Origin of the sequence: Photobacterium gaetbulicola (assembly GCF_003025515.1) — a bacterium.
Classification (GTDB): domain Bacteria; phylum Pseudomonadota; class Gammaproteobacteria; order Enterobacterales; family Vibrionaceae; genus Photobacterium; species Photobacterium gaetbulicola.
This window is the reverse complement of sequence record NZ_PYME01000002.1, coordinates 116,953-131,212: the sequence shown is the minus strand read 5'-3', so window position 1 is coordinate 131,212 and position 14,260 is coordinate 116,953. Positions and strand designations below refer to the sequence as shown.

Genomic DNA, 14,260 nt, shown 5'->3' with positions numbered 1-14,260 from the left:
GACTTTATTATAGGCTCTTTGAGCCTGTTGCAGGACCACAGGACCACAGGACCACAGGACCACAGGACCACAGGACCGATAAAGTTTAAAGCGCCATGTTTTTTCAAGCAGGGCGCTTTTTTAATTTCAAATAGTGGATGCTAGTTTAAGCGCTGTTGTATTTTCAACTTGCTGAATCTACTATCAATACCAGCCCAGTGAGTTTGCATGGGACAAGACTGCGACCTTGCTCCCGAACTCTCAATTGGCTGGCTCGGTCACGCTCAAGATTATTGTGCATAGGCCGACATGCAATATTCTTGTATCATACAACGCGGGTATTTGTGCACATGAAGTGCGCTATTGATTCGTAGCTATTTTTCCTGCCAAAGAGGATGACAGGCAGTGTCTGACCTTTCGACGATGATAAAACGTTTTTTTCTGCCGGTAATTTTTTCCACCGCGGTAATTTCTAATACGGCCACCGCTAATACCATCCGCATTACCGGGCCAACTCAAGGCGTACAGCCTGCTACCTCTTCTTTGCCGGCCGCTACAGTGGCACCGTCGTCTGCCGATGCTATCCGCTATGGCCCGACGACCAGTAACGAGACGCTGTGGTCGATTGCTTCCCGCTACCGGCCAAATAACCAGATTTCTATCTATCAGGTCATCGGTGCGATTTTCCGCAACAACCCACAGGCGTTTGAAAACAGCAATATTCACGGCCTGATCCCCGGCAGCCATTTGGTGATTCCGACCGAAAGGCAAATGCGCCTAGAATATACCGATGCCGTCAAGCAACGCCTGGAAGCCGACCAGCGTGTATCGTCTCGTAGCCAGCGCCGTACGTCTGCCCAGCCGCAAGTGACGGCACCAAAGCCGCAGCCGGCGGTGCAAGCTCCTAAGCCTGCGGCTCCTGCGCCAAAGCCCCAGGAACCCAAGCCAGCGCCTACCGTGGTTGCCCAACCGGAGCAACCCACAGAACCCATGACCGAGGTTGAGGCCAGTGAGCCGGAAGCCGCGCCGAAGAGCGAATTGATCCCGGCGAAGCCGACGGCACTCCAGGCCCAGTTGGATGCCTCCGACGAGCAGATGACCAAGCTGCTGGAAAGCAATCATCTGTTGCGTGTCCGTCTGGCTGAAATGCAGCATGAAGTCGCGGCGCTGAAGCAGCAGGTGAGCGATGATGAAATGCTGCGCGAGCAAATCAAAGGGTTTATTGACCAGCAGCGTGCGCAGCAAGCACAAGTGGTTGAACCCCAGCCTGGGCTATTCGATCGCATGATTGCCAACCCATGGATGCTGGCGGCACTGGCATTGATCCCTGGTGCCTTGATTGCCAGTCTGCTGGCCTATTTCCTGCTTGGCCGCAAGCGCGAAGCAGAAGACGATGTCAAAGCCTTAGATGCGCCGCAGAGTCAGGACGAAACGGCCATGGTGCCACCGCCGTCACCGGCACCGTCTGATGATGGCGTCCCGAACCTAACATTGGATGACGATGATGATCTCGATGATCTGTTTGGTGATGAAGAGTCCTTGTTCGATGACCCTGAAAGTAGCCTGTTTAGTCAGGAATCATCGCTCGATTCGAAGCCGGGAGGGGAAAACAGCGGCTTTGAGCTCGGCAGTAATCTTGGGGCGAGCAGCATCTCGGTCAATAGCGACGATGAGGCTATAGGTCTGGAGGACATGGAGCGGGCGCTGGATGAAATGGACAGTAAGCCTGAGCCTAACCCTGACGAAGAATTGGCGGCGATGTGGGAGCAGTCTCTCCAGGCTGATGATGACGATGAAGATAGCTTCGACTTGTCTTACGACGGTGATGAGCTTGATTTTGACTCACCGCTAGACCCGTCGGCGGACGGTGATCAGATTATCGATCAGGCGATGCTGGATGACCTCTTCTCCTCTGATGAGGATGAGCAGCCTTCGGTTGCTTCAGAGTCAGCACCACAGCCTGAGCAGTTGGTCGGCCAAGCTGAGCTGGACGCCCTGTTTGACAGCGTCGACGTTGACGGTGCTGCGGGTAATGTGCCGAGCGAGCAAGATACGGCAGAGCAGGCTGCGGTGGACAAGGCGCTGGCCGATATTGAGATGATGGCGTCGCCTGCTGCGGAGAATGACTTTGCCTCGATGTTTGAGCAAGCGGTAGACCGCGAAACTGATAAGTCAGCGGACCGTTCCACGGCGCTGCTGGACGAATTGCTCGAGGATGAAGATAGCCTGACGTCAGAGATTGAGTTGGAAGAGGACAGTACGGCGCTGCTTGATGAGCTGCTGGATGAGCCTGAGGCAGACGATCTGCTGTCCAACCATGATATTGAAGTTGCTGAAAACAGCACAGAGCTGCTCGATGAGCTGCTGGCTGATGTCGGTGAAGGTTTGGATACCGACGATCTCGATATTGATGATTTTGATGGTGACATGCTTGACGATGACATTGAGCAGCAGCCTGTCGCACTTGATAATATCCGCATCGAAGAGGACAGCACCGAGCTGCTTGACGATATTCTGGAGCAGCATTTCGTGCCAGAGAGCGGGGAAGATGTTGAACGCCATGAAGAGAATGTGCGTGAAAGCGGTGGTGGGCCACAGCAGGCCCCCTTCAGCCAGGAAGCTGAAAAACACGACGATGCGGTCTTGGCAAGCCCAGAGGTTGAGAGCACTGGCCCAGAAGCGAGTGCCGGTCTAGAAGCGAGCAGTAACGATGTTCAAAGCGCAGGCCTTAAAGCCAGCACCGACCTTGATGGCGGCGCACCATTAGCAACCGATGAGTTGCCGTCACAGGACAATAGTGACAGTAGTGCGGTACAGGAACCGCCTCAAGCGGCTCTGGCGCCTGAGCCTGAAATTGATGAAATCGAGCAGTTGCTGGCTGCGGCTGACATGGACTCGGCAATACGGGATGACCGTGCTGAAATCGAAGCGATTGGCCAAACTGTTGAGCAGCTGCTAGAGAGCTTGGGGAATGATGAGCAGGCTAGCGGCGATGATTTTGACCGTGTGGAAGCGCCAGGCTCTGACGAGCTGGATGCTGTTCAATCGCCACCGCCAGCAACGGCGGCGGAAGAACAAGCAGAGCAGAGCGTCGCAGCTCAAGAGGAAAGAGCGGCTGAATCGAGTGCCGACTTTGACGATGAATTCCCTGTTTTTGATGAGGAAACGCTATTAGCAGAGCTTGATGAGGCCCCTGAGCCGGAAGGGATCTTGCAAAAAGCCGCTGAAAAGATGGCTCAGGACGTCATTGATAGGGCTACTTTGTCGGTCGATGAGCTGCCTGAGTTCGATGAAGACGCGGCGTTTAATGACCCGGAATTGGAGCCGCTGCAAGAAGGCGAGCATGCGCTGGACGGGGATGACGAGCAGGCCATGCTCGATAATGTCGTGCGCCAGCTGCAGCAGGCTGCAGAAGCGGCAGAGAAGCCTCAGCCCGAGGCCATTGCTGACGCGCTGTCCGCGAGTGAGCAGGCCGAGCCTTCGCTAGCCGAGCCTGCCAGCCCATATTCGTTGCATGGTCGCCCGGACATTGAGTTTGAAACCCTGGATCCCGCAAGCCTGCCTGAGTTTAGCGAGGATGATGCCCTGCAGGCCTCCTTCGATGAGCAGTATGAGCTTGAGCAGTATGAGCGAGAGCAGGGGATCGACCCGCAGTCATCGCCAGCCCAGGAGGCGGCTGCGCCTGCAGAACCCTTTAGCCCGCAGCCGGAGCAACAGGCGGCAGAGTTTCAAGAGAGCACCCAACCAAACGCCCAGGCAACGAATATTGCTGATGGGCCGTTGAGCGAGGAGTTTGTCGACTCGGCAGGGCTGGATATGGATGCCCTGCTCAGCGATCCTGAATTGCAGGCGGACTGGGAGCGAGAGCTGCTGGTCGGCCGTCCACAGGAAGTGGCTGCTGATACGTCAGCCGCTGACGACCTGTCGGAAGAAGAGCATGAGATTTGGTCGGCGAGTAGCCCTGAACCTGAACTTGAAGGTGAGGATTGGGGTGAGCAGCCAGAGATGAATATCGAAGATGTCCCAGCCTTCGATGAAGATGAGCTCATGGCTGACGATAGTGCTGGTGCCGAGTCTGAGATCTATGCTGCGGAAGAGGAGTTGGAGCCTTTGTCTGCGATAGATGAAGCGGCCAGCGAATTAGTGACTGAGCCCCAAGCGGCAGAGCCGGTTAAGCATGAGCGGCCTGAGTCCTCTTACATCAGTATCGATGAGCTGATGAAAGATTTGGATGACGAGCTGCTTGAGACCGAGTTGGACGAAGCGCCACTGAATCTCGATGTTGGCCTGGATGAGTTTCCGGATGTGTTGTCTGATATCGGTAGCCTGGATATCGACAGCCAGGGGGAGTTTGCCAGCAAGCTCGATCTGGCCAAGGCTTATCTCGAAATGAATGACAGCGAAGGTGCCCGTGGGTTGCTTGAGCAAGTCGCCCAAGGAGGCGATGCCCAACTGCAGCAAGAAGCACAAGCCCTGTTGGCGAAGCTGAGAAATTAAGAACGGTTCTATGGAGTCATTATCGGGGCAAAGCTGCTAAAGCACTTTGGATTAGCATCGGAACCATTGAAGATAGTAACTTCAACGATAACTGATTAATTTATATAGGTTTGACTCAACGAGTCTACCTGCAGAGCCTAGGATCCAGTACCAAAGAAAGCGGAAGCACATGCTTCCGCTTTTTTTGTTATACTCCCCCTCTTAATTTGAAAACCGGCCTTCGGCCGCCAGCAAGACGAAGAATATTATGCGAATAGCTTTAGGTATTGAGTACGACGGTGCGAAATACTACGGTTGGCAACGCCAGCGTGATGTAGACAGTGTTCAGGAACGTTTGGAAAAGGCGCTGAGCAAGATTGCCAATAAGCCTGTAGAAGTGCAGTGCGCGGGCAGGACCGATGCTGGGGTTCATGGTACCGGGCAAGTTGTCCACTTTGATGTCGATGTTGACCGAAAGATGGCGGCGTGGAGTATGGGGGTCAATGCCCATTTGCCAAAGGATATCGCGGTGCGCTGGGCCAAAAGAGTGGATGACGAGTTTCATGCCCGTTTTACCGCGACGGCACGCCGATACCGCTACATCATTTATAATCATGCCTACCGCCCGGCTATTTTGGCCTCTGGGGTGAGCCATTACCACGGCGAGCTCGATGAAAAGGCGATGCATGAAGCCGGCCAGTACTTGCTGGGTGAGAATGACTTCACATCCTTCCGTGCTGTGTATTGTCAATCCCGCAGCCCTTGGCGTAATCTAATGCATTTGAACGTATCGCGTCAGGGTAACTTTGTGATCATTGATATCAAGGCCAACGCCTTTGTTCATCATATGGTGCGCAACATTACCGGAAGCCTGATTAAAGTCGGCCGAGGCGAAGAAAAGCCGGAATGGATCCAGTGGTTGCTGGCCCAGAAAGATCGCACATTGGCAGGTGCAACAGCCAAAGCGGAAGGTCTGTACCTGGTAGAAGTGGACTATCCTGAAGAATACGATCTGCCGAAAGTGCCTGTTGGCCCGTTGTTCTTGCCAGATTGATCGGGCAGATAACGGCAAGATTTGGCTCGAGCTAACTCGTAGTACCAGTTTTTTATCTACAGTTAGACGAGTTTGTGCTTTAATTCCACCTCGGAAAATTAACGAATTTGTAATTCTCTGCCGCTAAGACCCTAAGGGCAGGGAAATAAAAGATAAAAGGTCATTCATGAGCTGGCTGGAAAAGATCCTTACAAAAAGCAATATTGTTTCTTCTCGCAAAGCGTCCATCCCTGAAGGGGTGTGGACCAAGTGTACTTCTTGCGAACAAGTGCTTTATCACGCCGATCTAGAACGTAACTTGGAAGTTTGCCCGAAATGTGACCATCACATGCGCATGAAGGCGCGTCGTCGCCTGGAAACCTTCCTGGATGCCGACGGGCAGGTTGAAATTGCGCCAGAGCTTGAGCCGAAAGACAAGCTGAAGTTCCGCGACTCCAAGAAGTATAAAGATCGTCTATCAGCTGCACAGAAGGCGAGTGGCGAGAAAGATGCCCTTGTAGTGAAGAAAGGGACTCTGCTCGGCCAGCCGCTGGTAGCCTGTGCATTCGAATTCTCTTTCATGGGGGGCTCAATGGGCTCTGTGGTTGGGGCCAAGTTCGTACACGCGGTTGATGAAGCCATCGCTAACAATTGTGGCCTGGTCTGCTTCTCGGCCAGTGGCGGTGCCCGTATGCAAGAAGCATTGATGTCACTGATGCAGATGGCTAAAACCAGTGCTGCGCTTGAGCGTCTGTCTGAAAAAGGTCTGCCGTTCATCTCGGTACTGACAGACCCGACAATGGGTGGCGTATCGGCAAGTTTGGCGATGCTGGGTGACATCAATATCGGTGAACCAAAAGCGTTGATCGGTTTTGCAGGCCAGCGCGTTATCGAGCAGACAGTTCGTGAGAAGCTGCCGGAAGGTTTCCAGCGCAGCGAGTTCCTGCTTGAGCACGGTGCGATTGACATGATTGTTGACCGCCGCGAAATGCGCCAGCGTATCGGTGGCTTGGTAGCCAAGCTGACCCAGAGTGAATCACCAATGGTTGTGCCTGTCCCTGTTGAGCAGCCAGCCAAGGCGGAAGAAGAGAAGGCGCAAGAGTCGAACGAGCAAACTGAAGAGTAAGCACGTACCGCTTGGAACAGATAACAGAGAACGGGGCTTTGGCCCCGTTTTTTTCTATCTATCCCCGCAGTGGCTGCCTCTCGATTTATTGCTTCTCTCTGTCAAGAATCAATACATTGCTGTTTGGTCTGGACGCGTTCAGTGGTAAATTAGGGCTCATATTGTTATAGCGAAATGAAATATGATGTCCGGATTGACAGCACCTCAAGCAAACTCCCCTTTGGCCGCATGGCTGACCTATCTTGAACACCTTCATACCAGCGCGATTGATCTTGGCCTTGACCGCGTGCAGGCGGTGGCGCAGCAAGCCGAGCTGACCAAGCCGGCCCCGTGCGTGATCACCGTGGCGGGCACCAATGGCAAGGGGTCGACCTGTGCCATGATGGAAGCGATCCTGCTCAAAGCCGGCTACCGGGTCGGGGTCTATAGCTCTCCGCATCTCGTGCGTTATAACGAGCGGGTTCGCATCAACGGCATCGAACTGCCTGATAGCGCGCATAGCGAAGCCTTTGCCGCTATTGAGCAGCAGCGCGGTGAAACCAGCTTGAGCCTGTTTGAGTTTGGTACCCTTGCTGCCCTGTATCTGTTCAAGTCTCGCCAGGTAGATGTCGTTTTATTGGAAGTAGGGTTGGGTGGCCGCCTGGACGCCACCAATGTCGTCGACCATGACGTGTCGGTGATCACCAGCCTGGCGGTTGACCATGTCGACTGGCTGGGTGATGACATCAATGTGATCGGCTATGAAAAGGCAGGTATTTTCCGCAGTGGCAAGCCTGCCGTGTGCGGCCAGCCTAACCCGCCGGCCACGGTACCGGCCCATGCCGATGATATCGATGCCAAGCTGTACCAGGTGGGTTATCAGTTTGAGTACAGTGTCGAGGAAGATCATTGGCGCTGGCAAAGTGGGGCATTCACTTTGGAGCAGCTTCCGCTGCCTTCGTTGCCATTGCCAAATGCCGCGACGGCGCTGATGGCGCTGGCGGTTGCCGAGCTAGACATTAGCGATGAGAACGTGATTGAAGGGTTGGCCGATGCCAGCTTGCCAGGGCGGATGCAGAAGGTATCAGATCAGCCTTTGGTGATCATGGATGTGGCCCACAATCCGCATTCGGCACAGTATTTTGCCAAGCAGCTGGAAAGCATGAAGCAAAAACACGGCAAGCACAAAATTCATGCTGTGGTGGCGATGCTGCACGACAAGGATATTGCTGCGACCATAGCTGAAATGACGCAAGTCGTTGACTGCTGGTATCCAGCGTCGCTGACAGGCCCGCGAGCAGCCAGTGCGGAGGAGATCCTCGCCCACCTGCCGGCGGCAACCGAGACACACCTGACCCCGGAAGCGGCTTATGACAAAGCGCTGACACAGGCACAAGCTGACGATATGGTAATTGTATTTGGCTCCTTTTACACTGTGGGGCAGATAACCAGTCACATTGAAGCAAAGAATCAGGAGTAATTGTGGCAAGTAAATTTCAGAGCCGGTTGGTCGGTACGATCATTTTGGTGGCCATCGGGGTGATTTTTCTTCCCGATTTGTTCGATGGCAAGAAGCAGCATTACCAAGAGCAATTTGCCAGTATTCCGCTGCAGCCTGAAATCACCGATGAAGTCGAGTATGAAACCATCCCGGCTCCGGAGTTTGCTGAGGTGGATTTACCCCCGGAGCCGGTAACGGTGGTGATTGATGAGCCGCAGCCTGAACAGCAGGTTGAGGTTACCGCCGCGGCTATCGAGGCGGCTAACCAGCCGCTAAAGGTCGAACCGCAACCGGTCACTGAGCCGAAAGTCGGCAATCAAGACAGTGCCTGGGTGGTGCAGTTGGGGGTTTTCCGCAATTTTGATAATGCCAACCAGCTGGTTGAGCGTCTTCGTAAAGCGGGTTATCAGGCACATGTTTTTCCAAAGCAGCCTCAGCAAGGGGATCTTGCCAGGGTGGTTGTTGGTCCTGATGTGTCCAAGCAAAAGCTGTCAGGTGACATCAAGAAATTGGAAGAATTGACCGGATTGAAGGGCCGATTGGTCAGATTTAATCCACTAAACCCTTAGGTAAACGTTTGCGTTCTCATTTTTTCTGTTAGAATACGCACCAACAATAAGAATACAACAAATGATGATTTGGATTGATTACGTAATTTTAGGCGTAATTGGCTTCTCGGCTCTGGTGAGTTTGATCCGAGGCTTTGTTAAGGAAGCGCTCTCGTTAGTGATATGGTTTGCAGCGTTTTTCGTGGCAAGTAACTTTTATGCACAGCTGGCTGCCTATTTCACTAATATTCAGGATGAGATGCTTCGGAACGGCAGCGCGATTGCTGCTTTGTTCATTGCGACGCTGATAGTCGGTGCAGTAGTGAACTATGTAATTGGACAACTGGTACAAAAAACCGGTCTGTCGGGTACAGATCGGGTACTGGGAATTGTGTTCGGTGGGGTGCGCGGCGTTTTGATTGTTGCGGCAGTGCTGTTCTTCATGGACGCCTTTACAGGCTTCGCGGATTCGGATTGGTGGCAGCAGTCCCAGTTGATCCCGCAGTTTGGCGTAGTGATTGAATGGTTCTTCACATACCTCAAGGACACATCAAGCTTTTTGCCGGGCGCGCTATAGCGAACGGTGTTGGATGAATGCCTGAGGTGACTTGGGAATATCAGGTTCAGTAGTAATCGACTGATACCTAATGGAAAAGCTATCAGCGGGTATTTGGCTAGGCCGAATACCCGCTGAATTTCAAATTAAGCGTGACGAGGATTTAGGACATGTGTGGTATTGTCGGAATCGTGGGGTCAACCCCGGTTAACCAGTCTATTTATGATGCTTTGACCGTGCTGCAGCACCGCGGCCAAGATGCGGCTGGTATTGTTACCTTGGAAAGCAATCGTTTTCGTCTGCGTAAAGCGAACGGTTTGGTTCGCGATGTGTTCGAAGCTAAGCACATGCAACGTTTGCAGGGTAACGTGGGGATTGGCCATGTACGCTATCCGACTGCTGGTAGCTCAAGCGCGTCAGAAGCTCAGCCTTTCTATGTGAACTCACCCTACGGTATTTCACTGGCCCATAACGGTAACTTGACCAATGCGGGTGAGATCAAAGAGCAGCTGTTTGAAAAAGCGCGTCGTCACGTCAACACTACCTCGGATTCAGAAATCCTGCTCAACGTTTTGGCCAACCAACTGGAAAATGCCAAGACCTACCCAATCACACCTGTAGAAATCTTCGATGCAGTGCGTGAAGTGCACCGCATGGTCTCTGGCGCTTATGCTGTGGTTTCTATGGTGATTGGCCACGGTATGATTGCATTCCGTGACCCGCACGGTATTCGTCCTTTGTGCCTTGGTAAGCGTGAAGTTGAAGGTCAGGTGGAGTACATGGTGGCTTCAGAGTCGGTCGCACTGGATGCTGTGGGCTTTGATTTCATGCGTGACGTGGCACCGGGCGAAGCGGTCTACATCACCTTTGATGGTCAGCTATTTACTCAGCAGTGTGCAGATAACCCAACCCTGAACCCTTGTGTGTTTGAGTTTGTTTACTTTGCCCGCCCTGACTCGTTCATCGATAAAGTGTCAGTGTACGGCGCGCGCGTAAACATGGGCCAGAAGCTGGGTGAGAAAATTAAACGTGAGTGGGCTGACGTGGATATCGATGTGGTGATCCCAATTCCAGAGACATCATGTGACAGTGCCCTGGAAATCGCTCGCACTCTCGACAAGCCATACCGTCAGGGTTTCGTAAAAAACCGCTATGTTGGCCGTACCTTTATCATGCCGGGTCAGCAAATGCGCCGCAAATCCGTTCGCCGTAAGCTGAACGCGATCCGCTCCGAGTTCAAGGGCAAGAGCGTGCTGCTGGTGGATGATTCTATCGTTCGCGGTACCACATCAGAGCAGATCATTGAGATGGCCCGTGAAGCAGGCGCTCGTAAGGTTTACCTAGCTTCGGCAGCACCTGAGGTTCGTTTCCCGAATGTGTATGGTATCGATATGCCAACCGCAAACGAGTTGATTGCCCATGGTCGCGAAGTGGATGAAATCAGCAAGATGATCGGTGCCGACGGCCTGATTTTCCAAGACCTGCAAGATCTGGTTGATGCGGTTGCTGAAGGTAACCCGGATATTCAGCAGTTCGAAACCTCCGTCTTCAGCGGCTCATACGTTACCGGCGACATTGACCAGTGCTACCTGGATTACCTGGACTCGCTGCGCAGCGAAGATGCCAAGACCAAGCGTGAAATCCAGCAGGATCTCGCTAACCTCGAGCTGCACAACGAAGGGGTGTAGGTACGGTACTTTGTTCCTATGGTTCTATGGATTAAGAACCAACCTTAGAGATGTTTTGGCTTTTTAGGCTTTGTGTAAGACCATAGAAACGCAAATAAAAAAGCGAGAGCTGCTTAGCTCTCGCTTTTTTTGACTACAGAATCACAGAACCACAGAACCACAGAACCACAGAACCACAGAATCGCTATTCTAGTGACTAAACTGCGGCCCAATCCCTAGGTTCCAGAGGATCACCGAGCCGGCAATGATCGAGACCAGCAGTACCAAACCGCAGGTGACGATAGAGCTGGCATAGATGAACCCTCTCTCCTCGGGGATATGCATCAGGATTGGGACCCCGGTATAGAGTAAGTACACGGAATAGGCGATACCGATAAGGCCGGCAATCATCAGGAACCAGATCTGCGGGTAGATAGCTGCAATGCTGACCATGAAAAGCGGCGTTGCGGTATAGGCGGCCAGTTCCACTGCCTGGGTATAGGTCGGTGTTGAGCCGAAGGTGTGGCTCATCCAGTACGTTAGGTAGGCGAGGGCAAAGACACCGGCAATCAGGGCGAAGTACATGGCAACGGACATCGCCAGTGCGCTGCCTTGGGTGAGATAAATTGGCGCACCGACGCCGATTCGCCAACCAATAAAAACACTGGAGATGAAGGCAAAGACAGGGGGCAGCAAGGCAATCAGCAGAATATGGCTTACGCTGCTTTGGATCCCTTCATGTTCCTTGTCAATGGCCCGCCACTCTTGTTTGGGGTGGGTATATAAACCGAATAAATGTCCCAGAATCATAACGCTTCCTCATTGAATCGTGCTTGTTGTCATTCGTCCTCGAAGAGCGTTTCTACGCTCAGCTCGCAGCGTGCTCTTCTTGTTCGCAGTGGCCTTGCCTACCGTTAAACACAGATACAGGGAGGCGTTTTATGCCAGTACTATTAACATTTAGTCGGGGATGAAAAAGTTAGCAAGCAGCTAGAAGCGGTTTTTAAGGCGGGGGCTAAGGTCTTACGTGAAAAGCGCCACCCGTAGGCAGCGCTTAGATGTGAAAGTGAGCGACTGTTACAGCTTAAAATACTCGCTGGCAAACTCAATAAACAGGCGCAGTTTCTCTGGCTGGTAGTCGCGATGGTTATACATCAGGTAAACGTCACGCTGGTTAGACGACCAGTTCTTGAGAATTTGAACTAACTCGCCGGATGAAATGTATTTTTCCAGCATGACATCTGGCATCAGGGTAATTCCAAGGCCTGCCATACAGGCTTTGCGAACGACATTGAGTTCGTTGGCTTCGTAGCGGCCGCGATCAGAAACGGTGACGGTCTCCCCGTCGCCGTTGGTCAGGCGCCAGCGGAGCAGTGGCTTCCCTTTCAACAAAGGATGCTGGTGCAGATCCTGAGCATGCTTTGGCTCGCTATTGGCTTTGAGGTACTCGGGACTGGCCACCAGGATATCTTTAACCGCGTTGATTTTGCGGGCAATCAAGGTAGAGTCGCGCTGCGGGCCAACGCGGAAGATCACGTCCCAATCGGTCGGGTCGAGAATTTCCGGGTCGTTGCTCATCATCAACTGGATGTTGATCGCCGGGTGCTCTTTCATAAAGGCATTGAGCAATGGCTGCAGCATCACCTTGGTCAGGTTTGACGGCGCGGCAATTTTTAATTTACCGGCTGCACCTTTGCACTCCTCGCTGACATGCTCGGCGGTATCGACCAGGCTATGGAGCAGAGGGCTGCACTCGTCGTAGAACTTTTGTCCGGCTTCTGTCAGTGATAGCTTCCTTGCATGACGGTTTAGTAGTCGGATATTCAGGCACTCTTCAAGGGCCTGAATACGCCGGGTCAGGGTGGCAACTGGCACCTGGGTCTTACGAGACGTTGCTGTGTAACTGCCGTTTTCCACAACCATGCGGAATAAATTCAAATCGTCAAGCTTCATAACTGTACAACACTGAAAACTTATAATGGGGAATTGTATAACAAAATATGTAAAAAGATGTCGCTTTCAGGACAACTTTTGCTGTAAATCAAGATATCGTGTGTTTTTCTTATTGCGCTAATTCTTAGTAATTGAAAAATTTAAATTTTGATGCTGTTAACAAAATTCAATATTTTCGCCCAAAGAGCCATCAATCTCCTGACGGCCTGCGGATTTAGACCTATGCTTTTGATAGGTTAGTCAAGCCTGTGGTTTGTAATGTCATGAGTACGCATTCCCAGTCCGACGGTACATTAGGTGCCAAGCACCATTATCATTCTTCAGCCAGGGAGCAGGCTTTGCTTGAAGAAAAAGACGTTCTCATCGTTGAGGATGATCCAGTATTTAGAACAATGCTGACTGGTTTCCTTTCCAGCCAGGGCTGCCGAGTGCGCGAAGCTGAAAATGGATTAGAGGGGTTGAAGGCACTGCGTGAAGGTATGCCGGATATTTTGTTGTGTGATTTGGCCATGCCGGTATTGACCGGGATGGAGTTTGTCGAAGAGGTGTCGTTGCAGTACCCGATGGTGCCGATCATCGTGATATCCGGTACCGGCAACATGTCGGATGTGGCGGCGGCGTTGCGTCATGGGGTCAAGGATTTTCTGATCAAACCGCTAGATAACATCATGGTGCTCAAGGCTGCGATTCTATCGGTGTTGAAAACGGAAGACTCCGTTACCCACAATCAGGGCTTTTCCAGTCAGTGGGTGGACCTCGAGGACGAAACGGTGGTCGACGAGGAATTGGAGTGGCACATCGAGGAGCTCAAGGCAAATCCCCGGGCAGCAAGGGAGTTGCTTATTGGCCTGATGCCGGAAACTGAATCTTCACTCGGGGATTGGCAGCTCACCTATTGCGTGTTGCAGGCCACCGATGTTCAGCCAGTGTTGCTTGATTACACCTGGTTGATAGATGGAAGGTTGGCCTTTTATCTGGTTGACTCGGCTACTGGTGGCGATAACGGTACGGCAACCACGTTACTGATACGGGCATTTTTTAACGATTATCTGCGTACCCGGATGAGTGACCAAAACTCCCTATCGGGGCTGATCACCTTGATAGAGAAGGGGATGCGCAATTCAGGTTATGCGTCACCGATTAAAGCAATTTTCGGTATTTTCGATGTCACAGACCGAACCCTGAATGTTGCCTCTGCCGGGTTGACGGCGAGGTTGCAAACCAGTGATGGCGAGCAAGTGGTGAAGGCGCAGCCTTGGCTGGGTAACCAAGCCAGTAAGAATGACAGTGTCAGCCTCAAACTGGCTGATTCCGGTGGGCGGCTGTCGTTAAGTGAAATTGGCTCTGCCAGTTTTAGCCTAACCTTCAAGCGAAAAGCCAAAAGCTGAGCACCAGGCTACCTCTCAAAAACCAAAACGGAGAGCCGAGGCTCTCCGTTTTGA

At 52.5% G+C, this 14,260-nt stretch carries 10 protein-coding genes; 8 read left to right on the top strand and 2 right to left on the bottom strand.

The annotated features are described in order from the left end of the window. The first annotated feature begins 384 nt into the window (after positions 1-384). The 7 genes from C9J03_RS02130 (at position 385) to purF (ending at position 10,886) form a co-directional block, all read left to right on the top strand. Complete coding sequence (locus C9J03_RS02130) at positions 385-4,476, top strand: FimV/HubP family polar landmark protein (RefSeq protein WP_044623913.1); 4,092 nt, start codon at positions 385-387, stop codon at positions 4,474-4,476. A 247-nt stretch (positions 4,477-4,723) separates the two neighbouring features. Beyond that, entirely contained in the window at positions 4,724-5,509 is a 786-nt protein-coding gene (gene truA / locus C9J03_RS02125) for a tRNA pseudouridine(38-40) synthase TruA (RefSeq protein ID WP_044623912.1), read from the top strand. A 166-nt stretch (positions 5,510-5,675) separates the two neighbouring features. Continuing rightward, positions 5,676-6,614, top strand: coding sequence for an acetyl-CoA carboxylase, carboxyltransferase subunit beta (gene accD, locus C9J03_RS02120; RefSeq protein ID WP_039467607.1), 939 nt, complete (start codon positions 5,676-5,678; stop codon positions 6,612-6,614). Positions 6,615-6,798: 184 nt separating this feature from the next. Then, positions 6,799-8,073, top strand: coding sequence for a bifunctional tetrahydrofolate synthase/dihydrofolate synthase (folC, locus tag C9J03_RS02115; RefSeq protein ID WP_039467610.1), 1,275 nt, complete (start codon positions 6,799-6,801; stop codon positions 8,071-8,073). Between the two features lie 2 nt (positions 8,074-8,075). Then, positions 8,076-8,663 carry an SPOR domain-containing protein gene (locus C9J03_RS02110; protein WP_044623911.1) on the top strand — a complete coding sequence of 196 codons (588 nt, stop codon included), beginning with the start codon at positions 8,076-8,078 and terminating at the stop codon, positions 8,661-8,663. Between the two features lie 64 nt (positions 8,664-8,727). Next, positions 8,728-9,219, top strand: coding sequence for a colicin V production protein (gene cvpA / locus C9J03_RS02105; protein ID WP_039467779.1), 492 nt, complete (start codon positions 8,728-8,730; stop codon positions 9,217-9,219). 149 nt (positions 9,220-9,368) lie between these two features. Next, complete coding sequence (gene purF, locus C9J03_RS02100) at positions 9,369-10,886, top strand: amidophosphoribosyltransferase (RefSeq protein WP_044623910.1); 1,518 nt, start codon at positions 9,369-9,371, stop codon at positions 10,884-10,886. Between the two features lie 189 nt (positions 10,887-11,075). On the opposite strand, the gene C9J03_RS02095 is transcribed toward purF, so the two are convergent. Both C9J03_RS02095 and C9J03_RS02090 read right to left on the bottom strand, forming a co-directional pair. Beyond that, positions 11,076-11,675: a Yip1 family protein gene (locus C9J03_RS02095; RefSeq protein WP_039467617.1), complete on the bottom strand. Its 600-nt coding sequence runs from the start codon at positions 11,673-11,675 to the stop codon at positions 11,076-11,078. A gap of 267 nt (positions 11,676-11,942) precedes the next feature. Beyond that, positions 11,943-12,818, bottom strand: coding sequence for a LysR family transcriptional regulator (locus tag C9J03_RS02090; RefSeq protein WP_044623909.1), 876 nt, complete (start codon positions 12,816-12,818; stop codon positions 11,943-11,945). A 338-nt stretch (positions 12,819-13,156) separates the two neighbouring features. Here C9J03_RS02090 and C9J03_RS02085 point away from each other — a divergent pair, with 338 nt between their 5' ends. Further along, a complete protein-coding gene (locus C9J03_RS02085; RefSeq protein ID WP_039467623.1) occupies positions 13,157-14,206 on the top strand; it encodes a response regulator in 1,050 nt (349 codons plus the stop codon). Positions 14,207-14,260: the final 54 nt, after the last annotated feature.